33 protein-coding genes and 1 pseudogene are annotated in these 26,989 nt (G+C 55.8%); 32 read left to right on the top strand and 2 right to left on the bottom strand.

Annotation, left to right across the window (positions count from 1 at the left end; genetic code table 11):
* Positions 1–176 precede the first annotated feature (176 nt).
* The 32 genes and pseudogenes from BN2106_RS12960 (at position 177) to BN2106_RS12810 (ending at position 26,391) form a co-directional block, all read left to right on the top strand.
* The gene (locus tag BN2106_RS12960) at positions 177–515 is read left to right on the top strand and encodes a hypothetical protein (RefSeq protein WP_207641727.1); all 339 of its coding nucleotides are present in this window, start codon (positions 177–179) and stop codon (positions 513–515) included.
* Between the two features lie 104 nt (positions 516–619).
* Positions 620–1,132 (top strand): phage protein GemA/Gp16 family protein, encoded by a 513-nt coding sequence (locus BN2106_RS12955; protein WP_050698995.1) that lies wholly within the window; start codon positions 620–622, stop codon positions 1,130–1,132.
* Positions 1,125–1,421 (top strand): Mor transcription activator family protein, encoded by a 297-nt coding sequence (locus BN2106_RS12950; protein WP_050698994.1) that lies wholly within the window; start codon positions 1,125–1,127, stop codon positions 1,419–1,421. Before BN2106_RS12955 ends, BN2106_RS12950 begins: the two co-directional genes overlap by 8 nt.
* A gap of 103 nt (positions 1,422–1,524) precedes the next feature.
* Positions 1,525–1,860, top strand: a complete 336-nt coding sequence (locus BN2106_RS12945; protein ID WP_050698993.1) for a hypothetical protein — start codon at positions 1,525–1,527, stop codon at positions 1,858–1,860.
* The gene (locus tag BN2106_RS12940; protein ID WP_050698992.1) at positions 1,853–2,173 is read left to right on the top strand and encodes a hypothetical protein; all 321 of its coding nucleotides are present in this window, start codon (positions 1,853–1,855) and stop codon (positions 2,171–2,173) included. The genes BN2106_RS12945 and BN2106_RS12940 overlap by 8 nt, the downstream gene beginning before the upstream one ends.
* Positions 2,174–2,176: 3 nt before the next feature.
* Positions 2,177–2,728 (top strand): phage protein Gp27 family protein, encoded by a 552-nt coding sequence (locus BN2106_RS12935; protein ID WP_050698991.1) that lies wholly within the window; start codon positions 2,177–2,179, stop codon positions 2,726–2,728.
* Positions 2,728–3,213 (top strand): transcription termination/antitermination NusG family protein, encoded by a 486-nt coding sequence (locus tag BN2106_RS12930; RefSeq protein WP_050698990.1) that lies wholly within the window; start codon positions 2,728–2,730, stop codon positions 3,211–3,213. The genes BN2106_RS12935 and BN2106_RS12930 overlap by 1 nt, the downstream gene beginning before the upstream one ends.
* 304 nt (positions 3,214–3,517) lie before the next feature.
* Complete coding sequence (locus BN2106_RS12925; RefSeq protein ID WP_050698989.1) at positions 3,518–3,895, top strand: hypothetical protein; 378 nt, start codon at positions 3,518–3,520, stop codon at positions 3,893–3,895.
* Positions 3,879–5,192: a PBSX family phage terminase large subunit gene (locus tag BN2106_RS12920; protein WP_082236500.1), complete on the top strand. Its 1,314-nt coding sequence runs from the start codon at positions 3,879–3,881 to the stop codon at positions 5,190–5,192. The genes BN2106_RS12925 and BN2106_RS12920 overlap by 17 nt, the downstream gene beginning before the upstream one ends.
* Before the next feature lie 13 nt (positions 5,193–5,205).
* Entirely contained in the window at positions 5,206–6,603 is a 1,398-nt protein-coding gene (locus BN2106_RS12915; RefSeq protein ID WP_050698987.1) for a phage portal protein, read from the top strand.
* Positions 6,603–8,105 carry a phage minor capsid protein gene (locus BN2106_RS12910; RefSeq protein ID WP_050698986.1) on the top strand — a complete coding sequence of 501 codons (1,503 nt, stop codon included), beginning with the start codon at positions 6,603–6,605 and terminating at the stop codon, positions 8,103–8,105. The genes BN2106_RS12915 and BN2106_RS12910 overlap by 1 nt, the downstream gene beginning before the upstream one ends.
* 2 nt (positions 8,106–8,107) lie before the next feature.
* A complete protein-coding gene (locus BN2106_RS12905; protein WP_050698985.1) occupies positions 8,108–8,335 on the top strand; it encodes a hypothetical protein in 228 nt (75 codons plus the stop codon).
* 96 nt (positions 8,336–8,431) lie between these two features.
* On the top strand, positions 8,432–8,986 hold the full coding sequence (locus tag BN2106_RS12900; RefSeq protein ID WP_050698984.1) for a phage scaffolding protein: 555 nt from the start codon (positions 8,432–8,434) through the stop codon (positions 8,984–8,986).
* 3 nt (positions 8,987–8,989) lie between these two features.
* Positions 8,990–10,177: a phage major capsid protein gene (locus BN2106_RS12895; RefSeq protein WP_050698983.1), complete on the top strand. Its 1,188-nt coding sequence runs from the start codon at positions 8,990–8,992 to the stop codon at positions 10,175–10,177.
* A gap of 12 nt (positions 10,178–10,189) precedes the next feature.
* Complete coding sequence (locus BN2106_RS12890; RefSeq protein WP_050698982.1) at positions 10,190–10,540, top strand: head-tail connector protein; 351 nt, start codon at positions 10,190–10,192, stop codon at positions 10,538–10,540.
* 7 nt (positions 10,541–10,547) lie between these two features.
* Positions 10,548–10,883 carry a DUF6751 family protein gene (locus BN2106_RS12885; RefSeq protein ID WP_330379850.1) on the top strand — a complete coding sequence of 112 codons (336 nt, stop codon included), beginning with the start codon at positions 10,548–10,550 and terminating at the stop codon, positions 10,881–10,883.
* A complete protein-coding gene (locus BN2106_RS12880; RefSeq protein ID WP_050698980.1) occupies positions 10,880–11,248 on the top strand; it encodes a minor capsid protein in 369 nt (122 codons plus the stop codon). Before BN2106_RS12885 ends, BN2106_RS12880 begins: the two co-directional genes overlap by 4 nt.
* Positions 11,245–11,676 (top strand): hypothetical protein, encoded by a 432-nt coding sequence (locus tag BN2106_RS12875; RefSeq protein WP_050698979.1) that lies wholly within the window; start codon positions 11,245–11,247, stop codon positions 11,674–11,676. The genes BN2106_RS12880 and BN2106_RS12875 overlap by 4 nt, the downstream gene beginning before the upstream one ends.
* Before the next feature lies 1 nt (position 11,677).
* Positions 11,678–12,184: a phage tail tube protein gene (locus BN2106_RS12870; protein WP_050698978.1), complete on the top strand. Its 507-nt coding sequence runs from the start codon at positions 11,678–11,680 to the stop codon at positions 12,182–12,184.
* 19 nt (positions 12,185–12,203) lie between these two features.
* On the top strand, positions 12,204–12,584 hold the full coding sequence (locus BN2106_RS12865; protein WP_050698977.1) for a DUF6673 family protein: 381 nt from the start codon (positions 12,204–12,206) through the stop codon (positions 12,582–12,584).
* Positions 12,581–13,195 (top strand): Gp15 family bacteriophage protein, encoded by a 615-nt coding sequence (locus BN2106_RS12860; protein WP_050698976.1) that lies wholly within the window; start codon positions 12,581–12,583, stop codon positions 13,193–13,195. Before BN2106_RS12865 ends, BN2106_RS12860 begins: the two co-directional genes overlap by 4 nt.
* A gap of 180 nt (positions 13,196–13,375) precedes the next feature.
* Positions 13,376–17,032, top strand: coding sequence for a phage tail tape measure protein (locus BN2106_RS12855; protein ID WP_050698975.1), 3,657 nt, complete (start codon positions 13,376–13,378; stop codon positions 17,030–17,032).
* Positions 17,029–17,406 carry a hypothetical protein gene (locus BN2106_RS12850; protein ID WP_050698974.1) on the top strand — a complete coding sequence of 126 codons (378 nt, stop codon included), beginning with the start codon at positions 17,029–17,031 and terminating at the stop codon, positions 17,404–17,406. Before BN2106_RS12855 ends, BN2106_RS12850 begins: the two co-directional genes overlap by 4 nt.
* Before the next feature lie 29 nt (positions 17,407–17,435).
* Entirely contained in the window at positions 17,436–19,076 is a 1,641-nt protein-coding gene (locus BN2106_RS12845) for a hypothetical protein (RefSeq protein ID WP_154666527.1), read from the top strand.
* Positions 19,069–19,443 (top strand): hypothetical protein, encoded by a 375-nt coding sequence (locus BN2106_RS12840; RefSeq protein ID WP_050698972.1) that lies wholly within the window; start codon positions 19,069–19,071, stop codon positions 19,441–19,443. Before BN2106_RS12845 ends, BN2106_RS12840 begins: the two co-directional genes overlap by 8 nt.
* Positions 19,444–19,447: 4 nt before the next feature.
* A complete protein-coding gene (locus BN2106_RS16810) occupies positions 19,448–21,019 on the top strand; it encodes a hypothetical protein (protein ID WP_050698971.1) in 1,572 nt (523 codons plus the stop codon).
* Positions 21,020–21,025: 6 nt separating this feature from the next.
* Positions 21,026–22,291 carry a phage tail assembly chaperone gene (locus tag BN2106_RS12830; RefSeq protein WP_050698970.1) on the top strand — a complete coding sequence of 422 codons (1,266 nt, stop codon included), beginning with the start codon at positions 21,026–21,028 and terminating at the stop codon, positions 22,289–22,291.
* 1 nt (position 22,292) lies between these two features.
* Entirely contained in the window at positions 22,293–23,060 is a 768-nt protein-coding gene (locus BN2106_RS12825; protein ID WP_050698969.1) for a peptidoglycan recognition protein family protein, read from the top strand.
* Between the two features lie 13 nt (positions 23,061–23,073).
* Entirely contained in the window at positions 23,074–23,367 is a 294-nt protein-coding gene (locus BN2106_RS12820; RefSeq protein WP_050698968.1) for a hypothetical protein, read from the top strand.
* A 54-nt stretch (positions 23,368–23,421) separates the two neighbouring features.
* On the top strand, positions 23,422–25,404 hold the full coding sequence (locus BN2106_RS12815; protein ID WP_050698967.1) for an SGNH/GDSL hydrolase family protein: 1,983 nt from the start codon (positions 23,422–23,424) through the stop codon (positions 25,402–25,404).
* 52 nt (positions 25,405–25,456) lie between these two features.
* Positions 25,457–25,585 (top strand): annotated as a pseudogene (gene nrdD, locus BN2106_RS15650) (anaerobic ribonucleoside-triphosphate reductase); the annotation flags it as partial.
* Between the two features lie 65 nt (positions 25,586–25,650).
* The gene (locus BN2106_RS12810) at positions 25,651–26,391 is read left to right on the top strand and encodes a DNA adenine methylase (protein ID WP_050698966.1); all 741 of its coding nucleotides are present in this window, start codon (positions 25,651–25,653) and stop codon (positions 26,389–26,391) included.
* A gap of 41 nt (positions 26,392–26,432) precedes the next feature.
* On the opposite strand, the gene BN2106_RS16965 is transcribed toward BN2106_RS12810, so the two are convergent.
* Positions 26,433–26,642: a helix-turn-helix domain-containing protein gene (locus BN2106_RS16965; RefSeq protein ID WP_050698965.1), complete on the bottom strand. Its 210-nt coding sequence runs from the start codon at positions 26,640–26,642 to the stop codon at positions 26,433–26,435.
* Between the two features lie 13 nt (positions 26,643–26,655).
* Positions 26,656–26,829: a hypothetical protein gene (locus tag BN2106_RS16250; RefSeq protein ID WP_154666526.1), complete on the bottom strand. Its 174-nt coding sequence runs from the start codon at positions 26,827–26,829 to the stop codon at positions 26,656–26,658.
* Between the last annotated feature and the right edge of the window lie 160 nt (positions 26,830–26,989).

Below are 26,989 nucleotides of genomic sequence, written 5' to 3'. Positions count from 1 at the left end.
GACCACGAGCTACGTCAGCAGCAATGGGAACAAGGTGGTAGCTACTACGGCCCGCTCCTTAAAGCTCACATACCCCCTCCCGCCTTCGCCTGATTTTTGGCGGTGCTTACAAGGATGCCGTTACAGAGAAGACAACATACAAGCTTTCCGATCCTGCCACTCGGATGCTGGGGGGATTGTGGTCCGGCGAGTACGTCGAGCAGACACTGAACGACGCGATCCAATCCATACCCGTGGACGACAAAGCCAAAAAGGTTCTCGCTAAAAAGCTGCACGGAGCCAATTATGATGGTGACGTACGTAACCTGCAGGTAATTGGTGGAATGGATGAGGCACAGGCTCAGGAGTGGGCATACCTGATTCAGGAGGCCGCTGTGTGGGATAATTTTCGGCAGTTGCTAATGGGCGCACCTACTGGATGTAACGACCCGGAGCATATCCTTGACCTGATCCGGGGCGCGATGGTGGTCGAGGAGACCACCAAAATCACGGTCGTTCCGGCGGACAAGGGTTGACAAAATTACATAAATAATGCAAAACAGGCGCTCGATTATTAAGCGCCTGTTTTGTAAAAAAATCTTATATTTGTCAACTGAACCAGCAAAAGGAGGAGAAACTCATGAACGGGAAAGAGGCCAACAGGCTCTTCGGGATGGCTGCAAAGCTGGGTATGAATAAGGATGACTTGAGGAATATGTCGCTTGGGCTTACGGGAGAATGGCACCTCAGCAAACTCACAAATGAACAGTATTGTATGGTGGTCAATGAACTTGATTTGCGGCTCAATCCCTCCGAATCAGAGCGTTCTCCCCGCAAAAATCAGCCGCAACCCACGGTAGACAAATACGCATCCAGAGGCATGACTGTAGAACAACAAAAAAAGGCATGGCAACTCATGTACAAACTTAAAGAGTGTGATCAACATCCACGCTGTGCTACTCTCGGAGAACGCGTGAGGGGGATTATAAAAAAACATCTCGGCATTGATGCTGACCCGCGTCAGCCGTTCCGTTGGCTGGATTGCCAACAGGGAATAGTCTTAATTGACATGACCGAAAATTACGTTAAATCCGCCGCTCGGAAAGCCGGAAAAACAGATAGCAGCTCTCAAAGGAGCGATGCCAATGGATGACTTTTTGGAGCATTTATCTCTGGAAAACTTAAAAGGTGAGCAGCTGGAGATAGCAGAAACAATCGGCATTGAGCCGTACAGAGAACTTGTCCGGCGCTTCAGCGGCAGCCAAATCCGAATTTGGACAGTTGACCGACTCACCAAGAAGATCAGGGATGACCAGATACGAAAAGAATATAACGGCCATAACGTCAAACAGCTGGCGCGCAAATACCATTTAAGCGATCAAACAATATGGGAAATTACGTCAAATGCAAGAAAAATCGGAGAACAGGAATCTTTGTTTTGACCCTAAAATCGTTGAATGGAATCTCGTTTGAACTGAATAACGGGCTTCGGGTACACTTGAGATGTCTCAAGTGTACCTTATTTTTTTGCACCGGGAGGATATCATGAACGAAGCAATTTGGTGGATCATCACCACCGTAGCTGGTCTTGCCATAACAATCATCGGATTCTTTCTAAAACGTACCATTTCAACAACGGATAAACACGGTGAGTCAATCCATGAAATTGAAAAGACGTATGTAACCCAGGACGATTTTAAGCGATACAAATCACAGTCCAGGGACGACATCCAACAACTCAACGTGGATATCAATGACCTCAAAAGTAAGTGCCTTCTCAAGGAGGATTACTTCCGGGGACAAGCGGATGTGAACGCCCGCTTGGAAAAAATATACGACCTCTTGTTAGAGGGCAGAAGAGGAGACCACATCAATGGATAACAACGTAGTCAGCAAGATGATGGCCGCCAAGGTGCGGCGCAACAATGGCTTGGTACTGCGGGACCTCAACATGCTGTGCGATTATGTGCAGCTGTACCAGCTGCGCCCGGCGCTCAATATGGTAGACGCCGACCTCAAGGCCGCTCTCACCTATCTGCACGACCGTGGGTACATCTACCTGCGGCACATCGAGAGCAAGGCGATGGCCAGCGCATTGGACTGCGGATATGATATGCTGGAGGCCAGGCTCTCCCCGGATGGGCTTGCGCTGCTGCTGGGGCAGACGGAACCGGACCCGCTCGTCGAGGTATAGCGTATGAGCCGCAGACGCAACCGCAGCAGCGGCATCATCGACAAGTCCCCGCCGGATATCAAGGAGACCGTGGACCAGATGCTCATGACCGGCTGCACATACAGGCAGATCGTGCAGTATCTGGCCGACAACAACATCACGCTATCGCAGCAATCTGTCTGCCGCTATGCCCGCAAGTTTGCCGCGTCGGTCGAAATGCTTCGGGCGGCCCAGGACAACATGGCGGCGATTACGTCCATCATGGACGAGTATCCGGACCTGGACATCACAGAGGCAATCTCCCGGCTCGCGTCGCAAAATATCCTTCAGGCCATCGTGGATATGCCTGCCGAGGCATGGGGCACGATCCCTCCGGATAAGCTGCTCAAGCAGGCAACGGCCCTCACCCGCGCCGTGCAGTACAAGCGCCGTGTGGATCACAGCATTGCGGACGATACATCTAAGGCACTCGACGCCAATAAGACGGCGTTGTTTGACGTCTTGGCCAAACGTGATCCGACGTTGTATCGCCAGGTTGTGGCAGTCATCGAGGCCGCCAAAAAGGAGGGGACATAGTGGATCGGTGCCATTGGTATGTGCTGCAGGTGCTCACCGGCAGCGAGGATGATGTCAGCCGAGACCTTGCCCGGCGTGGTGCGACCGTGCTGACGCCGAGGGAGCATGTCACTGTACGCAAGGGCGGCAAGTGGAACAGCCGTGTCAGGTTGCTGCTGCCGGGCTACGTGCTCATCCGCGCATCCTCCCCTGTGTCGCTGTACGGCATGGTACATGCGGTCTCCGGCATCATCCGGGTGCTGGGCAACCGTGGGAGGCCGAGCCCTCTCACACCGGAGGAGGAGCGGTATTGGACCACCGGTGACTGGGAGATATCCCGTGTCCACCGGGAGCCGGATGGCAGCTGGGACATCCTGGACGGCCCGCTGCTGCAACTCAAGGACGATCAGATTGTCCGCGTCTCTCCCCACCAGCGCCGGGCACGCGTCCGGATGACTGTCGGCGGGATCACCATCACCAAGGACCTCGCGGTCGAGGTTGTATAAAGTATTTAAAGCAATCATTAAAACGCTTAAAAGCCCGCCGGTTGATGCGTCCCGGCGACGTGGATAAGCCGTCATCTACATCATGGCCACCGCGCGGATCAGCTCCGCAGCGGGTGGCGAAGCCTGTCCAGACTGACAGATTATCGGTCTCAGACAGGCGGATGTGGATAGACGGCTTTTAAGATGCCTTTAACGGCTTTTAAGATCGATTTTTTAGATGCACCGGTGGAGTTTGTACCATATGACCCCCAATGCCTTACAGGGGCCATATAAGCCAAAATCTGAAAAGGAGGTGAGCGCCCATATGGGCCGCAGGAAAACACAATCAATTAATATGCTGCAGGACGCCATGCGGGCGCAAACCTCCCGCATCGAGTTTGACATCCTCGATGACTTGAAATCCCTGAAACGACGCCATGGGATGCTCAGGCCAAAGGACTACGCCAAAGAGCTTGACGACCTCATCGTCAAGTACAGCGTCACGGAGTCCGCTGCCGTGCATAAGGGGCTGGTGGACCGCTGCGTCGCAGGAGACACCAACGCAATCAAGCTGTATTTGGAGTATTACTCAACAGATAGCGACACCGGCGCGGGCATTGCCAATTTTTTGGCGGCCACCAGCCCCAGCGAGGAAGACCTCAAAAAGCTGTTTGAGGAGGTAAACGATGCCAAGGAGACGTAAATCAGGCGGTCAAGAGTTTAAATTCCTTCCGTTCTCCCCGCAGCAACAGAGGTTGCTGCATTGGTGGCGTCCCGGATCGCCTTACGCGCCCTGCGACATGGTGATCGCGGACGGCTCCATCCGATCGGGCAAGACCATCGCGTGCATCTGCTCATTCCTCCAATTTGCCCAGAGTAATTACTCCGGGCAGAACTTTATCGTTGCCGGAAAAACCATTGGGGCCTTGAAAAAAAACGTCATCGGACCGATGCTGCAAATACTGCGCGCCTGGCACTGGTCATATGTGTACCACCGGGGCGGCCAGGACAACAGCATTGAGATCGGAGACAATGTGTACTACCTCTATGAGGCCAACAACGAGGCGTCCCAGGACAAGCTGCAGGGTCTGACCGCAGCCGGGGCGTACCTCGATGAGGCGGCCCTCATGCCAGAGAGCTTTGTCGTCCAAGCCATTGGCCGCTGCAGCGTCAAGGGAGCCAAAATGTGGCTCAACTGCAACCCTGCCGGGCCACACCATTACATCAACGAGGGCTACATCAAACAGGCAGACGCCAAAAACATCTGCCTGCTGCACTTTGGGCTTGACGACAATCTCACGCTGTCTCAGCAAGTCAAGGACAAGTACCGGCGCATGTACACCGGTGTGTATTACAAGCGCAACATCCTGGGTCTATGGGTGGCAGCGGACGGCCTGATCTACCAGCAATTTGCCGATCGCCCGGAGGATTACGTCGTCGATGACGATTACAATCCATCCAACATCATGTACGCGGTCATAGGCGTGGACTTTGGTGGCACCACCTCCGCTCACAGCTTCACCCTCACAGGTTATACGCGAGGGTATAAGGAGGTCGTCACCCTCGACGAGTACTACCATAATAACCGCAAGGACGGACGCCTGTCTCCAGCAGATGTAGATAAGGCATTTATCGACTTTGTCCGCAGGGCAAAAGCCCGGTATCGGGTGACGGAGGCGTACTGCGACAGCGCAGAGCAGACCCTCATCCAGGGCTTGACGGCTGCCGCGATGCGCGCCCGCCTCGGTATTGACATCCTCAATGCCCGCAAGGGGCCGATCAACGACCGTATCGCATTTTACACATCGCTCATGGCGCAAGGACGATACAAAATCCTCCGGCATTGCACCCACACCATAGGCGCGCTGGAGGAGGCGGTCTACGATGACAAAGACCAGACCAAGGACATCCGGCTGGATGATGGCCGAATGAACATCGACAGCCTGGATAGCATGGAATACTCCACCGAGTCCATGCAAGACCAGATACTCTACTTGTAGGAGGTGATGCCCATTGCAAGCGATTACGCAATATCTCTCCCGTAAGGGATACAGTACGGTGGACGACGCCTACTATCGGCAGATTGACCGATGGGCTAAGTGGTACAAGGGCAAGGTAGCCAGCGTCCATACATACCGGCAATACAACGGCTTCAAGCGCATCGCCCGGACTCGCAAGAGTCTGGGCATGGCGAAAAAGGTCTGCGAGGACTGGGCGGCTTTAGCACTGAACGAAAAGGTTGAGATTGTCATATCGGACGAAGCGGTGGGTGCGGCAGTCCATCAAGTGCTGGATGCCAATAACTTCTGGGTGCGCGGCAACCAGCTTCTGGAGCTGGCGTATGCGCTGGGTACTGGCGCGCTGGTCGAGTACAAGGATGGAGATGACGTCCGTATCGACTACATCCGTGCTGGCATGATCCACCCCATCTCTTGGGATAACGGCAGGATTTTGGAGTGCGCGTTCGCGACGGAGCGCTCTCAGAGCAGAGACAAGCTGGTGTATCTCAATACCCACCGGCTGGAGCGCGGGCAATATGTGGTCGATAACGAGATGTTTACGCGGATGGGCAACGCGCTCTCCCCTGTATCTCTACCGGATGGCGTGGAGGCCACAGTACGCACCGGGTCTAATATCCCGCTGTATCAAATCATTACCCCTAACATCGTCAACAACCTTGATCTGGATTGCCCGATGGGAATCTCCGTATACGCCAACGCACTGGATGAGCTGGAGGGGCTGGACCTCATATATGACAGTTATGTCAATGAGTTTAGACTCGGAAAAAAACGCATCATGGTTCCGATCTCGATGGCACGAATTGTCCAGCAAGAAGACGGGATGAAAAACCCGGTATTTGATGATAATGACACGGAATTTTTTGCGTTTGAAACCTCCGGCAATGACACGGGGCAAAAAATCTCAGAAATTAATATGGAGTTACGGCACGAGGCGCACGAGGCAGGACTCAAGACCGGGCTTAATCTGGTATCGACCAAGTGCGGTCTCGGCAACGGAAGGTACAAATTTAGCGCAGATAACGTCAAAACAGCGATGGAGGTAGTTTCTGAAAAATCTGACCTATTTCAAAATCTTAAAAAGCATGAATTAGTGTTACAATCTGCGCTTATTGGGATGTGCCGTGCGATCGCATCTCTCCTTGGTCTGCCCACGGACTTTGATGTTGCGATCAATTTTGACGACTCAATCATTGAGGATCGACCTAGTGAGCAGCTGCGTGACATGCAGCAGGTGCGAGACGGCCTCATGGCTGTATGGGAGTATCGAGCCAAATACTTTGGAGAGACTGAGGGGGATGCCAAGGCGATGGCGGCGGAACTGTCCGGCGCAGACCAGGAGGAGGCCGATCCGTTTGGCTTCAGCCGCCAATCGGGCGGTAATACAAGCTGATGTTAAAGCCTAAATATCTGGAGCAGCTGCCGGACGCCATGATTGAGCTATACAGCGAGGTCGAGACCGATCTGCTGGAGGAGATGGCCAGGCGGATCGCCAAGTGTGATTACTGGACTCCGGCAACGGACTGGCAGTACCGCAAGCTCATTGAGATGGGCAACTATCATAGCTATGTAATTGAGGCTCTCGCCGCACGCACGGGCAAAACCACCGAGGAGCTCAAGCGCCTCATGATGGAGGCTGGACAAGAGTCGATCAAGTTTGACGCCTCCATCTATCGGGAGCAGGGGCTTGACCCTCCCCCTCTGGCGGCGTCCGAAGCAATGCGTAAGACGCTTGAGACCGGATACAAGTGGACGCAGGGGCTGTTTGTCAATCTCACCAGGACGACCGCAGCCACGGCCACCGGGCAGCTGGAGCATGCGCTGGATAAGGCGTATCTGACGGTGTCGACCGGCGCGATGGATTACAATACCGCCATTCGCCGTGCGGTCAAGGAACTCGCGCGGCAGGGCATCGGCGCGGTGACATATCCGTCCGGCCACCGGGACAACATCGAGGTGGCTGTCCGTCGCGCGGTGCTGACCGGCGTCAACCAGACCGCTCTGCAGCTGCAGATGGACCTGGCCGACGAGATGGAGTGCGACCTGGTCGAGACCACGGCCCACGCGGGCGCGCGCCCGGAGCACGCCGCCTGGCAGGGGCAGGTCTACAGCCGGTCGGGTAAATCATCCAAGTATCCGGATTTTGTGCGGTCCACTGGGTATGGCTCCGGCGCGGGTCTCGGTGGGTGGAACTGCAGGCATAGCTTCTATCCTTATTACGACGGCTCGGTGAGGACGTATAGTAAGGCTGACCTCGCGGATTATGACTCCAAGAAGTACCGGTATAACGGCAAGGCGATGACGGAGTACGAGGCGTCGCAGCAGCAACGTTACATTGAGAGACAGGTGCGCCGGTGGAAGCGGGAGTATGCTGCCATGGACGCCGCTGGCCAGGACACCTATGAGAGCGCGGCCAAAATCAAGCAGTGGCAGAATGCCCAGAAAGACTTTGTGCGCCAGACCGGTCTCAAGCGCCAAGCCGCTCGTGAGCAGATCGCCAAGTATGGACAGTCACAGGCAGCACAGAGCCGCGTAGCCCTTGATAAGTACGCAAAATACAGATACAATAAAAACGGGACGATCATCCCAACCGACGATTGGACGGATCGTCCTCACCAGAGCATCCCAAAGACCTACCGCCCCAATGCGGTGGTGGATACCGTATCCCGCAAGGGCAAGCAGCGTGACCGCGTTATCTATGACGCCGACGGCAAAATGGTAACGCAGATACACGGCGGAGACCACGGCACACCGAAGCGCCACCCGTATGGGAATCATGGCGAGCATATACATGATTACGCATGGCCGGACGATAACGGAAAACCAACTAAAACCACCAGAGAGCTCACTCAAGCAGAGAAAGAGGCCCATAAAGACCTATTTGAGGAGGGGTGAAATTGACTGCAAAAGCATTTGCCGACATATTGCTATACAACGAGCCATCGTTTGGGTACAACGGCAAGGAGTACACTGTCTGCTCACCTGACGGCAAGTATTATGTAACTGCCGAGGACAGCCCCGGCGACGTCGATCTTGTGTTTGATACCGTAGACGATCTGCTTGATCACTGGATCATCCAGGGCAAGGCTCTGCGGGATATCATCCCTGAGATCGACTATGGTTAACACCACAATCTCATAAATTAGCATCGTACCAGACGGTACGGTGCTTTTTTAATACCTGGTTTTAAGTTTTTAAGTCACTTTTAAAGGAGGAGCACCATGGAATTTTTGAAAGAACTTTTTGGTGATCAGGCGCTGACCTACGATCAGTTGGCCAAGGCGGCCAAAGACAAGGGCATCGAGGCGGTCAACGCTGCTGGCGGCGCGTATGTGCCCAAGGGCGACGTGGACAACCTCAATGCGACAATCACAACCCTTAAATCCCAGGCCGAGGACGCCAACAAGAAGCTGGAGGGCTACGACCCCACCTGGAAGACCAAGGCCGAAGAAGCCGAGCGCAAGTTGCAAGCGCAGGAGTTTGATTTTGCCCTTGATAAGGCTCTCACGATGGCCAAGGCCAAGGACCCCGTTGCGGTCAAGGCGCATCTCGACCGCGATAAGCTCTCGTATGTGCAGGGCAAGATCATCGGACTGGACGAGCAGCTCGCGCCCTTGCGTAAGGGTGAGGTGACGTCGGCGTATTTCGAGCCGGACGTCAAAACCAAGACCGGCCTCAGCCACCAGGGTGGCCGGGAGGTCGGTAGCACAGGAAACGATAAAAAAGATGAAGCCAATGCGGCGCTGCGTGCGCTCTTTGGCCACGGGGAGGATTAAGATATGTCAATTGTAGACAGACAGGCCGCAGAGGCCCTCATCCAAGAGCAACTCATCAGCACGATCCAGCAAGAGGCACCCAAGCAGTCGGTATTCATGGCTCTGGCCAAAAAGCTGCCAAACATGACCAGCAATCAGACCCGCGTTCCGGTTGTCAACATGCTGCCGGAGGCATATTGGGTGGAGGGAGACATTGGATATATTCCGGCCAGCTCGCAGTCGTGGGATAATGTGTACCTCACGGCGGAGGAGTTGGCGGTCATCGTCCCCGTCCCCAATGCGGTTATCTCGGACGCCTCATTTGATATCCTCGGCGAGGTACAGCCCAAAATCATGGAAGCGATCGGTAAATGCGTAGACGGGGCAATCATTTTCGGGGCTGGTCGGCCTGCTAATTGGCCTGTGGACATCATTACCCGCGCACGCCAAGCAGGTAACAATGTCGCGTCTGGCGCAAACCCGAACTACTATGATCTCCTAATGGGCGATAATGGAGTCATCTCCAAGGTGGAGCAGTCCGGCCACATGGTGACCGGCGCGATCTCCGCCATGACGATGCGCGCCAAGCTGCGCGGCCTCAAGGGCACGGACGGTCACCCCATCTTTGTGACCAGCATGCAGGGGGCCACGTCGTACGGTCTCGATGGCGCGCCGATGTATTTCCCCGACAATGGGTCCTTCGACCCGAGTGTGGCCGAGCTCATTGTCGGCAATTTTGGCCAGGCGGTTTATGCGATCAGGCAGGACATCACGGTCAAGATTCTGGATCAAGGCGTCATTCAGGACCACGTCACCAAGGCGATCAAGTACAACCTCGCGCAGCAGGACATGATTGCGCTGCGCGTAACGTTTAGGATGGGCTGGGCGCTGCCCAACCCGGCAACCAGGCTGGATACGGGACGTACCACTTGCCCGTTTGCTTACCTCGAGCCCGCTACACCGGTGACGACGCAGACGGTGACGTATACCGTCAAGGATAACGCGGACACGCCTGTAGCGGTTGAGGGCGCGACCGTGGACGTCTCCGGCGCGAGAGTTAAGACCAGTGTGACCGGCGTTGCCACACTCGCCCTGCGTCCAGGCAGCTATGCCGTCAAGATCAGCAAGCGCGGGTATCACCCGGTGACGGAGTCCCTCACGGTCACAGACGCGGCGGTGTCCAAGGAGATCACCCTGGTCCCCAACGGATAAGGGGGCGGTGTGATGCTGCTCCCCGATTACGATTACTATTGCCTTGAGTACCGGGGTGATCGGCTGGATGAGGCGGTATTTCCGCGCCTCATCCGCCGCGCCGGTGCCTATATTGATCAGATGACGCTTGGCCTGTCACGCGGCCAGGCCGCACAGCTGCACCGGGCTGCGCTTAATGACGCAGCGTGTGCGGTTGCAGAGGAGATGTACCTGCAGGAGCAGGGCGGCGAGGTGGCCAGCGCGTCCAACGACGGGTACTCAGAGACTTATGTCACGAGCGGCAGGTCACCACAGCAGCGGCTATACGATATCGCCCTGCGGTATCTCGGGATGACCGGCCTTATGTACCAGGGAGGTGGTTAAGGTGCTGATGTGTAATGAGACGGTGACGCTGGTGCGTCACATTGAGCTGACGGACAGCGACCGGTATGAGTGCGTGGTGGTCCGTGGCGCGAGCTGGTACGCCAAGACCGCGATCTCCAACGCGTCGCAAAGGCTGACCACGGCCAACGTGCTCAAGTGCCGCATTCCCTCCGGCGCACTGCCGGGGGATAAGCCGCCGCGCAAGGGGGATTATCTGGTACGCGGCGTCGTGGCGTCGGTATCCTCCCCTGCCGACCTCAAGGACACCGAGTATTTTGCCGTTACGGCGGTCGGGGATAACCGGCGTGGACGCAATCCACACTGGCTGGTGAGCGGAGCATGAGCAGCCGTACCAAGATATACCCGCGCATCGAGACCGGAGCCATCCTCCGGTCGCGCGGCCTGGGCGCATCCACGAGCGCGCGCAGGCATCTGGCCGTCACGGTGGCCAGGCTATCGGACAAATATGTCCCGATGCAATCTAGCACGCTCAAGAATACGCGTCAGATTGACAGCGAGGGGCGCGCCATCCTGTACAATCAGCCCTACGCCAACACCCAATACGAGGGCAAGAGCAGGAGCGGCGCTCCGCTCAATTATCACGGCGCGCCGATGCGCGGCCCGCACTGGGACAAGCGCATGATGGCCGACCGTGGCGATGAGGTCATAGACGACCTCGCGAAATTTGTAGGAGGCAAACGCAAATGACGATTATCGAGGCGGTGCGGGCGTGGCTCAAGACCTGTCCCGCGCTGGAGGGCGAGCGCCTCAACGTGGACTTTTTGCCCACGGACGCACAGTCGTACTCCATTGAGGTTGTCCCGTGCCGAGAAACCGTAAAACAATATATGGACGGGTCCAAGATCAAGCGGTTTCTGTTCGTGCTCGCTTCCCGCGAGGTGGTGAGCGCGGACATCTCGCAAAACACTGGAAACCTGGCATTTTATGAGGATTTTTCTGCCTGGGTTGAGCAGCAGAATCGCAGGCCCAAGCACCTCCCCGACCTCGGGGAGGGACGCACCATACGAAAGATTGAGGTCACCACACCTGGCTATCTGGACTACACGGACGATCACGAGATTGCTCGGTATCAGATACAGATGGAGCTGACCTATATGCAGAGAGGAGAGAGATAACATGACACTTGCAGAGCTTATGGCAGGCCACACGCCAGAGGCAGACTACGAGGGGTGGGTAACCAACGACGACTATGTCCTCGCGGTCGATATCAGCGCCGCCAAGGACGGGGCACCCGGCACGTATGTGGTCGTTGAGATCGGCGTCGCCGGTTTGGACGCGCAGCTCAACCCGACCACGCAGGATAAGACGTATATTCGCGCGGGCCAGTCCACCACTAAGACCGGCACCCAGCGCAGCTTTAAGGTTAGTGGCGACCGCTATGTCGGGGATGCCTTCCAAGATTACGCGTTATCGCATGCCATCAAGTATGGCACCGGCAACGCGGTATCCGTACCGTACGTCTACTTCTGCTTGCTCAACGGAAAGGGCGAGAAGGGCGTCGCATCTATCATTGTCAACTCTGACGCCTCCGGCAACGCCGGAGAGTCCGCAGCCGTTGACATTGAACTGAAAAAGCTCGGATCGCAGCCGGTTGATTACACGTACAGCGCGTCAGCGTCTTAATTTAGGAGGGGGATATAAATTGGATAAATATATCTTAAACGGGGTTGAGATTGAGTACGATACTTTTGACCTCGAGAACATCGAGCGTTTTGAGGGGGAAGTCCAACGCGTATCTGATGCGGTTAGCGCTAAAGTAGACGGAGAGGATAAGCACTTCGTCCTGCGTCGCTTGTGCGACGCGATGCAGGACTTTTTTGATGCCGTTTGCGGTGAGGGCACGGCGCTTAAAATCTTTGGTGATCGCGTCAACGTCAAGGATATATACACCGCATACGATGATTTTGTTGGGCAAGTTAAGTCCAAGTCCGGTGAGTTTACGGCGCAGATGGTCGCGCGGTCTGCCGGCCAGCAGCCGCTCAACCGCGCCCAGCGCCGCGCGATTGATCGCAGTAAGAGATGACCTGCCCTCTCAGCCGCCCTCCGGAGACGGTAGAGGTTGATGGTCAGTCATATCCGATCAATACGGATTTCCGGGTCGGTGTAGAGTTTGAGCTCGCCTTGCTTAGCGGCGACACGGACGTAATGCGGTTGATGCAGTTGTGGTATTCATGCATCCCGAGCGACATCAATGCGGCGGTCGACGCCGCGCTGCAGTTTTACCGCCTCGGTCAACCACCTCCGGATGAGACCGCTGGAGAGGCCTCCGGATTGCGTCGGCAAGAGCGCGCATATGATTTTGAGCAGGACGCAGACGTCCTGCTCTCATCGTTTTGGCAGGCGTACGGGATTGACCTTGCCACGATACAGCTGCACTGGTGGACGTTTAGACGCCTGATGTTTGGGTTACCGGAGGACAGTGGATTCATGCGGCGGGTGCATTATCGCACCGCCGACCTATCCGAGTTGCCAAAATCGCAAAAAAAACATTACGAGCGGATGCGCAAGCTCTATGAGCTGCGGCGCGGCAGCGCGGAGGACCGCCTGACGCTCGCCGAGCGTGACAGCCGGATGAAGGAGTATGTCGCACGACGGTTTGAGGAGACATGTAATAATGGACATGGACAAGGTTAAGTGCCCGCACTGCGGGTATGAGATGCCCCTGCAGGCCGCAAAGGATGCGATCTGCAGGGGCGTCTTCGTCCGCTGCAAAGGGCGCAATTGCAAGCGGATATTTGAGGTTAGGATCAACAGTAATAGTGATAAGACCAAGTAGAGCCTGAGCTGCCGATGGTCTCCCAGGAGGTGGAGATATTGGCGGCAGATGGATCAGTTATCATTGAGATCGACGGTGATGACAGTAAGTTTGAGAGCACGCTTGACAATTTAGGTAACGTCGCTGGTAAGGCGGTTAAGGGCGTCACGGCGGCGATCGCCGGAATGAGTGCTGCCCTGGTTGGCGCGGCAGGGTATGCGGTCAAGGTGGGGTCCGAGTTTGAGACCTCGCTGGCCAAGGTGAGCACGATCGCCGATACCTCAGTCAAGAGTCTGGATGAGCTCAAGGGCGAGGTTATCAACCTGTCCAACGAGACAGGCGAGTCGGCGGCAGCGCTCAACGAGGCGCTGTACAGCGCGATCTCCGCAGGCGCGGACACGGCCCACGCGACCGACCTCGTCGCTGTGGCGGTCAAGGCGGCCAAGGGCGGCTTTACGGACACCGAGACGGCGGTCGATGGATTGACATCGGCACTCAATGCCTATGGCATGGAGACCACCGACGCTGAGGGGCTGGCCAATAAGTTTTTGGTCACACAAAATTTGGGCAAGACGACCTTTGGCGAGCTTGCCTCCAGCATTGGTACGGTCGCGCCGACCGCTAACGCGGCGGGCGTCTCTGTTGACGATCTGCTTGCCTCAGTGGCGTCCTTGACCGCGAACGGCATCGGAACCAGCGAAGCGATGACCGGCATGAAGGCCGCACTGTCCAATATCATCAAGCCCACCGCCGACGCGCAGAAGATGGCCGAGAAGCTGGGCATCGATTTTTCCACCGCCGCCCTGCAAGGTAAAGGCTGGGCGGGATTTTTGGAAGAAATCAAGGCCAAGACAGGCGGCAACACTGATCAGATGGCATCCCTGTTTGGCAGCGTCGAGGCCCTCAACACCGTCCTGACGCTGACCAGCGACCAGGGCATGTCCCTGATGGGAGAGACGCTGGATGAGATGTCCAGCAACACCACGGCGCTGGATGATGCGTATGGCACCATGACGGACACGTTTGACGGGGCCGTGGCAAAAATTAAGACCAACGCGCAAAACCTGGGGATCGCTGTCTATGAGGACCTCAAGGAGCCGTTGACGGATACCGCCAAGTCCGCTGTAACCGCGTTTCAAGGCTTGCAAAATGCCTTTGCGGCGGGCGGCCTCTCCGGGCTGGTCGAGGCATTTGGCGGCGTCTTTGCGACCTTATTGTCGTCCATCGCCGAGGCAGCCCCGCAGCTCGTCGAGCTGGCGACGTCGCTGCTCTCGTCGCTGATCACTGGCATCCAGGACAACCTCCCCACGCTGATGTCCAGCGCCAGCTCTATCATTGAGTCGCTGGTTGGCGGCATCATGACGCTCCTGCCGGAGATCGTCACTACGGGCGTCTCCCTGCTTGGGTCCCTGATCCAGGGCATCGCGGATACGCTCCCGGCGCTGATCCCACAGGCGGTCGAGATGGTCATCGCCCTGGTTCAGGGGCTAATCAGCAACATCCCGCTGCTGGTCGACGCGGCGATCCAGCTGTTGGACGGCCTCCTGCAGGGGCTGCTGGAGGGTCTGCCCATCCTGATCGACGCCATCCCGGACGTCGTCACCGGCCTGATCGACGCGCTGCTTGAGGCGATCCCGCAGATTATCGACGCCGGTATCCATCTGCTGTCCGCTCTGGTAGACGGGCTGCCGGACATCATATCGGCACTTGTGGAGGCGCTGCCAGAGCTCATCGACGGCATCCTCTCCGCGCTGCTGGATAACATAGGGCTCATTGTGCAGGCAGGCATCGATCTCCTGACCGCTCTGGTCGAGGACCTACCGACAATCATCCAGACGATCGTCGACGCGCTGCCGGAGCTCATCAGCGGCATCGTTGACGCCCTGATGGACAACCTGCCGCAGCTCATCGACGCGGGCATTACCCTGTTTTTGTCCTTGATTGACGCGCTGCCGGAGATTATACGATCCCTTTCCGCCGCTGCCCCTAAAATCATAGACGGTATTGTGACCGCCCTGACCTCAAACGTTGATAAGATCATTGAGGCTGGTATTACTCTGTTTATCTCGTTGGTAGAGGCGTTGCCGGAGATCATAACTGGCATTGTCAAGGCGGTGCCGCAGATCATCTCCGCGCTGGTCGATGCATTTATGTCCCTGCAATCCAAGGTCATGGATGCAGGCAAAAACATCGTCGAGGGCATCTGGCAGGGCATCTCCGGGGCCGCCGATTGGCTCAAGGATAAGGTGATCGGGTTTGCATCCGGAGTCCTTGACAACATCAAGTCCTTTTTTGGGATTAAATCCCCCTCTCGCGTGATGCGCGACCAAGTCGGCAAAATGTTGGCCACGGGCATCGCGATCGGCGTCAAGGACAAGACCAAGGATGTCACCGGCGCGCTCACGTCGCTGTCCAATGCGGCGCTCAAGGCCGCCAAGGCCACGGCAAGCTCGTATAAGGATGTCGGATCGTCTTACATCGATAACCTGACCTACGCTGTCAACGCGGGTGTGGATGCGTCCATTGCCGCCGTGGAGCAGTGGGTCAAGGCGGATACCGAGGCGTACAACCGCCAGGTGGATGCCGAGACCGCCTCAATGGTCGAGGCCAAAGAGCGGCAGATGGGCAAAGTCAGCAAGGCCCAAAAGGCCACACTCCAAAAAGAGATTGACGTCATCAAGGATAATGCAAAAGCCCAAAAAAAGGCTTATGAGGACGCAGGCAAAGAGGTCACAGACGCCTACAAGGCCGCGCTTGAGGATGGTTACGATGAGGCGCTGCAGATTACCAAGGACCGCGTTACAGAGATCACAAACGAGTTCAACGCAGCGCATGACGAGATTGTCAAGCAGCAGGAGAGCATGCAGGGCAAGCTGTCCGGGTTTGGGAGTTTATTTGAGATTGACGACGAGACGGGTGACTTGATCCTGTCCAACCTCGACGAGCACATTGACGCGATCCGTGAGTACGACAAGGCCCTCTCACAGCTGCAGATGCGCACGCTGCCAGAGGGCTTTATGGAGCAGGTCACGGCCCTCGGCGTCGAGGAGGCCACCAAATTTGCGCAGTCGCTGCTTGCGCTGCCGTCTGACTCGTTCGGGTCTTACATGGCCGCGTGGCAAAAGCAACAGGACCTTGCCAAGGGCGTCGCCGAGCAGTTTTACAAGTCTCAGCTCGACACGCTCAACAAGGATTTTGCAGGCAAACTCGACGCGGCGCTGGCCAGCGTGCCCAGCACACTCACCGGCATCGGCCAGGACAGCATCCAGGGCATGATCGATGGCATGTACTCCAAGTCCGGCGCATTGTCGGACGCGGCGGCCAGGATCGTGCGCCAGGCGATCAATGCCATGCGTGAGGAGGCGGATATCCGCTCCCCAGCCGGTAAAACCCGCGATCTGGTCGGAGCGCCAATGGCCCAAGGCGTGGGAGTGGGGTTTGAGCGGACATTACCAGACGTGATGGCCAAGATGCGCAGCGCAGTCAACAGTGAGATTATGGACCTGTCGACCGCAGCAGCCGCAAAAGCTAACATTCCGTCCGCTGCAACACTACAGCCGCAGCAGTCCACCTACTATCACGAGTATGTGGAGACGACGCCGACGATCAATGTCAAGGGGGACATGGCCGCCCTCGTACGGTACATGTATCCGTACATCGAGACGGAGCGCAAGCGGCGCGGCGACAAGCTTATCAAGGGAGGGACCACAGTGTGATCAAGATCAACGGGCAGTCATTCCACGGCGCGGAGGTCTCAGACCTCAAGCGCGGGGAGCGGCGTGATTACAAGTATGATCTGGTGGCGGAGAGCGGCAGGAGGCGCAGCGAGCTGCGTGCACGATACCGCACCTACTCCATCACCCTGGGCAGCCTGTCACAGGCGGATTATGACGCTCTGCGCGCCGCTCTGGCCACCAGCGCAGAGTCCGTATCCATTACGGTGCCGGATGGTCAAGACGACGTGACGCTGGACGCCCGCGTGGAGCTCGGCAACGACGCCCTGGTATTTCTGGAGCCGGACGGCACCCGGCGCTGGGATGGGCTGGCGCTCAATGTGACCGGTGTGCTGCCGCTGGAGGATGGACGATGAGGACGGACTGCAGGATATCATTCCGGCTCATGGACGTAACAGCTGTGGACGACGCCACATTGTCCGCCCCGGATAGCAAGCCGTGGATCGACCTCTACCAGCTGCATGATGAGGCCGGGACGCTCAAGCCATGGGCCACGCTGGAGGGGGACGGCATCCCGCTTGACGGGAGCCGCACCTTGTTTCCTGACTCACCGGCCCGCGAGTTTATGGGCTGGTGGTCCAACTCCATGAGCGGGCCGGACGGCAGGTTTACCACGCCATCCAAGCTGATCATCACCTTTTCACAGCCTCACACCTCTGTGGGGCTGACGCTGATCTTTGATGCGGTGGTCAACGAGTGGGCCAGCGAGATGCACATCGCCTGGTACGACCAGAGCGGCGCGGTGCTGCACGAGGAGGACTTTGCGCCGACCTCTGCCAACGCCACCTACGGCCCGCTGGTGGAGGATTACTACAAGATAGTCATCACGTTTAAGGCGACCAACAAGCCGTATCATTACCTCAAGATGTCCGGCATCCGGTACGGCGTACTCAAGATGTTTGGCGACGACGATCTGATTAGCGCCAACGTGGTTGAGGAGGTCGATCCGCTCTCCGCCGAGTTGCGGATCAACATGCTGTATTACCGGTTTTACTCGCCGGGTGGCGAGTTTGACATGCTTAATTTGAGTGGTGCGTACCGGGCCTTCCAACAGAGACAAGAGATGATCGTCACCTCGGAGATTGATGGCAGAGAGGTGGATATCGGCACCTACTACCTGCAGGAGGCCGTGACCGACGGCAACGTCACAGATACCACCTGCACGGACCTGATGGGCGTCATAGACGGCACGGAGTACATGGGCGGCCTGTGGCTTGACAGCGTCACGATGGGTGACCTGGTGCGCGAGATCATGGCGTCGGCTAATGCCGTGGACATGTATGACCTTGACCCGGCACTCGCGGACGTCATCCTCAAAGGATACCTCCCGATCTGCACGCATCGGGAGGCGCTGCAGCAGGCGGCGTTTGCCACCGGGGCGTTGGTCTCCTGCGCACGGGGCGATCGGATACGCATCTTTCCGCCGTCGACCAGCGTCTCGGATACGATCATGCCGGACGATAAGGTGATCGGCCACAATCTCACGCAACGCGAGCTGGTGACCGGCGTCGAGGTATATGTCCACAATTACAGCCTCGCGGCGGATGTGGGCGAGCTGTTTGCGGAGGACTGCCAGACGGGCGATAGGTTGGTCAAGTTCTCCTCCCCCGCGACAGGTCTATCCTGTACGGGGGCAACGATCGCGGAGCAGGGGGCCAACTGGGCGCGCCTGACCGTTACAACGGCGGGCAAGGGGACGCTGACCGGCAAGACCTACGAGGACCAGACGAGCCTCGTCGGCAGCGTATACATGGCCAATTTGCCCGCCAATACCCGGCCCAATGTCATGACCGTGGAGGACTGCACTCTGATGGCAGACGCGCAGGCCATGGCGCAGCGCGTATATGACCACTACCAGCAGCGGGTCGTGGAGCGGGGCGATCTCTTCCCCGGCCCGTGGCAGCCGGGCAACAAGGTGCGGATCGAGCAGCCGTCCGGCAGGGCGCTGACCGGGATGGTTACATCCATGGACATCGATCTGACCGGCGGATATATATCTGGCGTGGAGGTGGTTGGGAGTGCCTGATCTTAATTGGGATCACACAGACCAGGAGTCGTACAGCTATGCCGATCTTAACCGCATCGAGACGGCGATTCGGGAGCTGCAGGAGCTCCTGAGCAGGTACGGATACACAATCGATAGCCCGTGGACGGATTGGACGCGGGACACTCCGCTGTCTCAATTGGAGATCGACCGCATCCGGCGCAATATCTGCGCGCTGCAGGATGTGTTCTGCCGGTTGCCGGACTGGCGGGAGATTGCGTACAACAGCACACTTGATTCAGGGCAGGTCAACGCGTGGGAGTGGGACCTGCATACAATTGGCGTCTGGGTCGACCGCATGACCGCAGCGTGGTATTACAGCGGTGACCTGTACGCAGGGGAGGTATAGCGACATGAAGGATAGAGTACCAAGATATCCAGGCCGAGTTAAGCTCACACCCGTGTCCGGACAAAGCAATACTTATGACATGACACGGGCGGACAGGCCGACAGAGACGGGCACGCCGGTCAATAAGGCGACGTTGCTCAAGGATGATACAGCGGCGCTGTACGGGCTTGGTCCTGACGCGGTGCCGGATGATGTATTCCGGCGCTTGGCGGCCAAAGATTACGCCTCCACGCTTATCATCCACGTTAATACGTCGGATGGTGGTAGTGTAGGGAATACGCGCGTCCGCATCCGTAACGAGCAGTTGGGCGCAGATTTCATCAAGCCATTGGACGCACTCGGTAACGCTGAGTTTGGCGTCTTGGAAAATCATACCTACTACGTGATTCTGCTGGATTATCCCAGCCGGTATTATGGCGGGGCAGCGCTGGTCACAGCAGAGGGTGGGCAGGTGCAAACTGAGACAATTACCATGACCACAGAGCCGGATGTAATCGGATGGCGGATGGGCACATCAACCGGCGCAATTGAGTATACGGACGGCGCGGTGAATTGGCTCCCAGCCTCGATGGGTGAAACCTTTGACTTTGGATCATGGGGCGACTCGTGGCTCTTTAAAAACATTCGACCCTGTTTACTAAAAAATGGGATAGTGCAGTACTATCTCGACCCAAACGACTACAGCAAACGTAGCGACGGGACTGCTGCTGACATCACATCAGGAGACGATGGGGATGTAATGGTGGAGTTTCCCTTGGTCTACTACAAGTTTTATTCCGAAACTGCTCCAGACGGCAAAAAATATATCGGATGTAAATTCTCGTTGGCGCCTCCTGACGATACCTATTGTGCAAACGCTTTCGCGTCAGAGGCCGGTGTGATCCAGTCTACAATGTATATGGCCGCATATGAGGGTGTCATATATAGCGACAGATTGAGATCATTAAGCGGAGCGCAATCTACGACCGGAAAACTGATAGGTGAATGCAATACTGCTGCGACTGTAAACGGGAGCGGGTATCAACAGCAAGAATGGTGCAAACGTACATTTTTGCAAGCAATGTTTATAATGATGTTTTGCGGTTTGGATTCGCAGGCATTATTGGGAAAAGGGAGTAACAATGGTCTTATTACCGGAACTATGAATAAAAAAGGTCTTTGTTGGGGGTCTCAAACAAGGGACGAGGGTGTTAAGTTTTTGGGTATCGAAAACTTTTGGGGGAACAAAGCAAAATACTGTAAAGGTTGGAGAGCGAGCGGTGGTATTTATTATTACAACATCCATGCGCCGTATACTGGCTCAGACGGAAATGTTCGTTCGCCGAGCCTAAACGGTGGTTATATTAACAAGATGCAACCTTCCAACGCGTATGGGATGTTCCCGATTGAAACCGTAGACGCGAGTGGACAATTTCATGATATCTTTTATTGCTCAACGTCAAACTACAACACGTACCCTTCAACAGGACATTATTCCAATAGCGAATCAGGCATATTTGAAATCTCATTTGAACGAGATATCAACACTTCGTCCAATATTACTGCATATCTGTCCTACACCCCACAAGGAGGTTGATGCATCATGAGAATTACAAGTTTAACTCCGCCGCCCTCCAGCGTCGAGATCAGCGGCAACACGGCAATCTTTTGCGTCGATGTAACCGAGAGCAGCGAGATCAACGGTTCCACTGGCGCGGCGGTCACCGTCTGGACCTACGATCAGTATACTCTGCCGGTGCGCGTCATCGCCAACACAGCGGCGCAAATAGCCGATGACTATGACACATGGCTCCAGCGCGCCAAAGCTTACGAGCGCGCACAGGAGGCAGACAAGGTCAGGGCGTACCGGGACAAGCTGCTCAATGATTGCGATCTGATCTACTGCAATCCATCCAATTGGGCGGCAATGGATGAGCCAGCGCAGGCCGTGTGGCAGGAGTATAAGCAGGCGTTGCGGGATGTTCCGCAGCAGGCAGGTTTTCCGCATTCTGTGACCTTCCCGCCGTTGCCCGCTCAAGATATCAACACAACAGGAGGCGATACAATGACATTGATAATGGCAGACGGCACGCAGCTGTCCTGCACCGGCGTATCCAGCGCCAGCCAGTCCTATATGGGTGTATACCGCTCCGGTGTGCGCATTATGTTTGCCGCACTGGACTACACAGATCAAGAGCTACGTGCGATCTTTGCAAACTCCGACAAGACGCGGTACATGGCCATAACCGACGCGGGCAAGCCCTTGGAGGGCTATACCCTCTTTGTCCGCTCGACATATGAGGGCGGGCAGGTTGCCGTGGAGATGGTCAAGGAGATCAGCGCGAGAGAGGCGCAGCTCATGGCTGACGCAGAGACACAGGCTGCCGCAGTAGCGACGATCCTCGGTGCGGCTCCGGCAGAGATCACGCCGCAGCTCGCCGCAGCTGCCCGCGCCAATATCGAGCGCTTGGCGTCGTACGCGCCGGACGAGGTGGCAGCACAGGCCCCGTCCCTGTATCCGCACTGGAGACCGGGCGAGGTTGTCGTCCCCGGTGACCGCCGGTACTTTCCGCCGACCGGCAAGCTATATAAGGTAAGGGACGGTCAGGGACACACCACGCAGGCCGATTGGACGCCAGATGTTGCACAGGCTATATGGGAGATCATCGATGTCTCCCACGCTGGTACGCAAGACGATCCTATCCCCGCCGCACGGGGCATGGAGTACATCTACGGCCTGTATTACTCCGATCCGGAGGACGGCAAGCTATACCTGTGCCAGCGTACCGGCGAGGCAAAGGGCGGCAAGATCAACCTGCAATACCTGCCGCACGAGCTCGTAGGACAGTATTTTACGGAGGTAGTCTAAGATGGATATTGAGCAGTCTTTCCTCACGGTTAACCCCTACAGCCGCCCGGGCATCAAGCTTGGCAAGGTAACCAAGATTGCCGTACATTATGTAGGTAATCCGGGCAGCACGGCACGAGGAAATCGTAATTATTTCGAGGGTCTTAAATCGGGCAAACGTAATGACGCCGGTCAGCTCATCTACGCGTCGTCTCATTACATAATCGGCCTCTATGGCGCGGTTATCCAGTGTATCCCAGAGACGGAGATCAGCTACGCGACCAACCAGGCCAACCCGTACAGCATCAGCATTGAGTGTTGCCATCCGGCAGCGGACGGCAAGTTTACGGCGGCGGCGGAACGGTCTCTGGCCGTCCTCTGTGCTGATCTCTGCAAGCGCTACAAGCTTGATCCGCTGCGCGACATCATCCGCCATTATGATGTGACAGGCAAGCACTGCCCCAAGTATTACGTGGACAATCCCGATGAGTTTGCAGCGCTGAAACAGCGCGTGCGGGGCCTGATGGCCATCGGGATTGACACCACAATGGGCGTCGTGCGTCGACATGGCGACTGCTACACAGTAGAGATGTACTGTGTAGATAAGCCCGTGATCTATCCTGGCACCAAGGATGTTGTGACGGTCTGCCCGCCCTATCCCTACAACGGCAACTGGCGCGCCAATATCGTTGCAATTAATAAGGCCAGAAGTAGCACGGGGATTTACACGCACCTGCCGGATCAAGATGATTCTGCGGGTTCACTAAGGTTCGAGTTTAAGATAGTTTAATGGAGGGTTCAAAATGAGTTTAAATAGCTTTTTAACTTGGGAGATTCTTGCTACTTTTGCGGGCGTCGCAGCCTGCACCGGCCTCTTGACGCAGCTGCTCAAGGGCGTTACCGCCAAGCTGCCGACGCAGTGGCTGTCCTACATTATTGCCGCTGTGCTGCTGGTGATCACGACGGCGGCCACGGGTGGCTGGATGCAGCCGTGGACCGTATGGGCTCTCGTCCCGCTCAATGCGGCGCTGGTCAGCCTGGCGTCCAATGGAGCGTACGAGGCGATTATCCGGATCAAGGATGGCCAACAGGCCTGATAACAGCACAGAGGCCCCGCCACACGGCGGGGCCTCTGTGAATGGAGGGGTTGTATGATCACCTTAAACAGCAATTGGACATTTACCGCGCAGCCGGGCGATCTGGTCCTCGGATATGCCGGGGAAAATAAGGTCTGCACCCTACAGATACAGATGACCGGCGCAGAGTACGCCGGATGGTCGTTTTTTGCGGATGTAAAAACCAATGGTCGCCTTGACATTTGGGCGGTTGATGCGCGAGAACAAGACGGCAATTTGCTGCTGTCAATCCCTGTGCTGCAGTCATACATACCACAAGGGGGTTGCATCAATGCGCAGCTCCGGGCGGTGGCACCAGACGGACGCGCGAAAAAATCCGAGTGTCTTACATTGTATGCAAAATCAAGCGTAAACTCGGCTCTTGAAATCTCAATTTTACCATCGGAATTTGAGGTTTATGAAGGTCACATCTTGACGGCGCGAGACGACGCAGAGGCCGCAGCGGGCCGGGCCGGAGAGTCGGAGCAGGCCGCAGCCGCAGCCGTGGTGCAGTGCGCGCAGATACTAGAGGATGTCAAGGCCAGCGATACATGGCGAGAGTTTGGTACCACGCCATGTCAGTTTAATATCTCCCAGTATGGCGAGCTAAAACTTAAGTCAGAGGCGGCGAGCTGCGCCTATCACGCGTACTCCGACACAATTAAGGATATGGATACACAGTCCCGCACCTACTCTGGCGGCATCACGGAGGACAAGTCTAAAGGCTATTATGAGTTTACTCTGAGCAGCACGGCATCCCAATGGTTCAGTGTGTTTGTGCAGACGATTTTCAAGGGGCTTGAAATCGGCAAACGGTACAAAATCTACATCGACACAACCGGCCTAAAACCCGGATCAACCACGGCTACCATGATGTACGGCCAATTCTTAATGACCGAATCGACCAACGGCAGCAAAGGCGATCAGATCATGGCCCCGACACGTATTTCTTCTGCCGGTCTGCATGGCTATGAGTTTACAGCCAGCTCGGCGGACGTAATGCTGGAGTATTACCCCGGCAACGTCACGGCAGAGCTTGTCGCCGGGTATCAATTTAGGTTTAACGACTTGTACATTAACTATGCGGATGCAGGCACGGCCCACACGCCGATCTATGACCACCAAGGCACGTTTGCAAGCGAGATTGTGCTGGTGGACGTGCCATCGCCGGTTAACTTTGAGTCTACCCCGGCCTGTACGGTCTGGTACTCTAAGCCCGTGTCCAACGTATTTACCATCAATGGCATACAGCCATCGGAGGACGGCAATGTCACCTTACCGGACCCGCCTGTCTCCCGATTGGCAGGCAAGACACTGGTTTGCATGGGCGACAGCATTACCGGCATGTTTGCGCCGCCGACCGACTATCCGACCATGATCGCCCAGCTGACGGGCATGACGGTCCATAATATCGGCATGGAGGGCTGCCGTATGTCGCAGCATCCGGACCAGTATTATGATGCATTTTGCGCACATAAGCTGGCGGACTCGATCGCATTTAAGGACTACACGCTGCAGGAGGCCGCGATTGGCCACACCGGCAGCTATGCCGCCGACCGCGTGGCGATGCTCAAGGCCATCGACTGGGGCAGAGTAGACTATGTGACCATTATGTACGGCACCAACGACATTCAGGGCGGGGTGCCGCTGGACAATGCGGACAATCCCAAGGACATAACGACCTATTTGGGGGCCTGTCGCCATGCGTTAGAGGCGCTTTGGGGTGCATATCCGCAGCTCAAGGTCTTATTGATCACGCCTATATATCGCTGGTGGGATGACGGCGCCGACAGCGATGATAAGATGTTTGGCAACCGCCACTTTTACGACTTTGTCGATGGTTTAGCCAGTGTTGCCAAGGCATACAAGACGCCTGCGCTGGAGCTGTATTACACGTTGGGGATCAACAAGCTTAACAGGTTGCACTACTTCTCCACCACAGACGGGACACACCCCAATGAGGCTGGGAGGCGGCTGATCGGCAGCAAGGTTGCCGCAAAGCTTCTGAGTGAGTTTTAGGGAGGCATACAGTATGATGATAGCCAATAAGGCAGGGCAGGTCGGCGCAGGCGTGCCGTTTGACCGCATCCGCAGGATCACTGGGTATCTGGTCGGGACCGTCGAGCGATTCAACAACGCAAAGCGTGCAGAGGAGCGCGATCGCATAAAACACAACGCGCAAAAATGTGATAAATATTGACATCAAGATACCCCCCGCCAAATCTGGCGGGGGGTATCGCTATTTAAAGGAGGATATGGTAATTAATGGATAGTTTTATTTCTCGTGTTGGTGGTAAAAAACTCCTACGTAACAAAATAATAGATCGATTCCCGGACTCGTTTGGCCGGTACATAGAGGTATTTGGAGGTGCCGGATGGGTATTATTTGCGCGCGATCGACACGCACCGATGGAGGTGTACAATGACGCCGATGGACAACTGGTCAACCTTTTTCGCGTGGTCAAATACCACCCCAATGCCCTCCAAGAGGAGCTGCAGCTTGTTCTCAACTCGCGTGAGGTGTTTCAGGTTTACCGTCAAGCTGCTCCGACCTGGGCGGCAACGGATATTCAGAGAGCGGCGCTCTACTTTGTTTTAATTAAGGAGAGCTTTGGCGCTGAATGCCGGACGTTTGGATGCACGCCGCGCAATTTAGATAGAGCGGTGGACTATCTTACGCAGGTCAGCAAGCGTTTGTCCCGTGTGGTGATTGAGCGTAAGGATTTTGCAGACCTTATCAAGGTATATGATCGTCCAGATGCGTTGTTTTATTTGGATCCACCCTACCACGGGACAGAGCGGTATTATGATACGGACTTTACAGAGGCGGATCACCATCGTCTAAAAGAGGTTTTAATTGGCATTAAAGGCAAGTTTATACTGTCTTATAACAACGATGATTTTATCCGTAACCTTTATACGGATTCTCGTATTGAGGAGGTCAGCCGGTCAAACAATCTTGCTCCAGGCCAGCAATTTGAGGAGCTGATTATTCGTAATTATTGACAATGAGGAGGGAGCGCTTTTGCGCCCCCTCCTCATTTCCGTTATTTTTCTTGCTTAATCGTGATGTGCTCCATGATTTCTTCTGGTTTGCAGTCGAGGAGATTACACAGCTCGTCAATCGTTTTAGTTGTCACAGCCTCATTATTGCGCATTCGGTTTATCGTATTGGCGCTTATACCATTTTTTCGCAGTGTGTATGTGCTGTGTCCCTTCTGGGGCAACAACTCGAATAGCCTATTAAAGATTATCATACTTTTGCTCCCGTTACAGGTGAAGTGTGAGTCTTGATGTGATTCTTAGGGTTGCACTCAAAGCGTAAATTTCAGGATCATTGTGATCATCGTCTTTATCCCACTGATCGCAAACATCGTTCCAGTCCTTGCCTTCGTACAGAGCCACTATTTTTCCGGTTCCGTTTTCATATGCAATTCCGATCATTGTTTAGTCCTCCTTTTATTTGGCGTCTTTTCTATGCTTTTATTATAACGCACATGTTCAATATATTAACATATTTAAAAGAATAAGTTAGATTTTTTATTTTTATATTTATACAGTTTAAAATCCCGGAGACAAGGGCCACTGTCTCCGGGATTTTGCA

This window comes from Anaeromassilibacillus senegalensis (assembly GCF_001261775.1).
GTDB lineage: Bacteria > Bacillota > Clostridia > Oscillospirales > Acutalibacteraceae > Anaeromassilibacillus > Anaeromassilibacillus senegalensis.
This window is presented reverse-complemented; position numbering and strand designations above follow the sequence as displayed.

Bases quoted from the DNA above. Each gene is read 5' to 3' on its own strand.
- BN2106_RS12955 (WP_050698995.1), top strand. From the start codon at position 620: ATGAACGGGAAAGAGGCCAACAGGCTCTTCGGGATGGCTGCAAAGCTG.
- BN2106_RS12950 (WP_050698994.1), top strand. From the start codon at position 1,125: ATGGATGACTTTTTGGAGCATTTATCTCTGGAAAACTTAAAAGGTGAG.
- BN2106_RS12945 (WP_050698993.1), top strand. From the start codon at position 1,525: ATGAACGAAGCAATTTGGTGGATCATCACCACCGTAGCTGGTCTTGCC.
- BN2106_RS12940 (WP_050698992.1), top strand. From the start codon at position 1,853: ATGGATAACAACGTAGTCAGCAAGATGATGGCCGCCAAGGTGCGGCGC.
- BN2106_RS12935 (WP_050698991.1), top strand. From the start codon at position 2,177: ATGAGCCGCAGACGCAACCGCAGCAGCGGCATCATCGACAAGTCCCCG.
- BN2106_RS12925 (WP_050698989.1), top strand. From the start codon at position 3,518: ATGGGCCGCAGGAAAACACAATCAATTAATATGCTGCAGGACGCCATG.
- BN2106_RS12920 (WP_082236500.1), top strand. From the start codon at position 3,879: ATGCCAAGGAGACGTAAATCAGGCGGTCAAGAGTTTAAATTCCTTCCG.
- BN2106_RS12910 (WP_050698986.1), top strand. From the start codon at position 6,603: ATGTTAAAGCCTAAATATCTGGAGCAGCTGCCGGACGCCATGATTGAG.
- BN2106_RS12900 (WP_050698984.1), top strand. From the start codon at position 8,432: ATGGAATTTTTGAAAGAACTTTTTGGTGATCAGGCGCTGACCTACGAT.
- BN2106_RS12895 (WP_050698983.1), top strand. From the start codon at position 8,990: ATGTCAATTGTAGACAGACAGGCCGCAGAGGCCCTCATCCAAGAGCAA.
- BN2106_RS12890 (WP_050698982.1), top strand. From the start codon at position 10,190: ATGCTGCTCCCCGATTACGATTACTATTGCCTTGAGTACCGGGGTGAT.
- BN2106_RS12885 (WP_330379850.1), top strand. From the start codon at position 10,548: ATGTGTAATGAGACGGTGACGCTGGTGCGTCACATTGAGCTGACGGAC.
- BN2106_RS12880 (WP_050698980.1), top strand. From the start codon at position 10,880: ATGAGCAGCCGTACCAAGATATACCCGCGCATCGAGACCGGAGCCATC.
- BN2106_RS12875 (WP_050698979.1), top strand. From the start codon at position 11,245: ATGACGATTATCGAGGCGGTGCGGGCGTGGCTCAAGACCTGTCCCGCG.
- BN2106_RS12870 (WP_050698978.1), top strand. From the start codon at position 11,678: ATGACACTTGCAGAGCTTATGGCAGGCCACACGCCAGAGGCAGACTAC.
- BN2106_RS12860 (WP_050698976.1), top strand. From the start codon at position 12,581: ATGACCTGCCCTCTCAGCCGCCCTCCGGAGACGGTAGAGGTTGATGGT.
- BN2106_RS12845 (WP_154666527.1), top strand. From the start codon at position 17,436: ATGGACGTAACAGCTGTGGACGACGCCACATTGTCCGCCCCGGATAGC.
- BN2106_RS16810 (WP_050698971.1), top strand. From the start codon at position 19,448: ATGAAGGATAGAGTACCAAGATATCCAGGCCGAGTTAAGCTCACACCC.
- BN2106_RS12830 (WP_050698970.1), top strand. From the start codon at position 21,026: ATGAGAATTACAAGTTTAACTCCGCCGCCCTCCAGCGTCGAGATCAGC.
- BN2106_RS12825 (WP_050698969.1), top strand. From the start codon at position 22,293: ATGGATATTGAGCAGTCTTTCCTCACGGTTAACCCCTACAGCCGCCCG.
- BN2106_RS12820 (WP_050698968.1), top strand. From the start codon at position 23,074: ATGAGTTTAAATAGCTTTTTAACTTGGGAGATTCTTGCTACTTTTGCG.
- BN2106_RS12815 (WP_050698967.1), top strand. From the start codon at position 23,422: ATGATCACCTTAAACAGCAATTGGACATTTACCGCGCAGCCGGGCGAT.
- BN2106_RS12810 (WP_050698966.1), top strand. From the start codon at position 25,651: ATGGATAGTTTTATTTCTCGTGTTGGTGGTAAAAAACTCCTACGTAAC.
- BN2106_RS16965 (WP_050698965.1), bottom strand. From the start codon at position 26,642: ATGATAATCTTTAATAGGCTATTCGAGTTGTTGCCCCAGAAGGGACAC.
- BN2106_RS16250 (WP_154666526.1), bottom strand. From the start codon at position 26,829: ATGATCGGAATTGCATATGAAAACGGAACCGGAAAAATAGTGGCTCTG.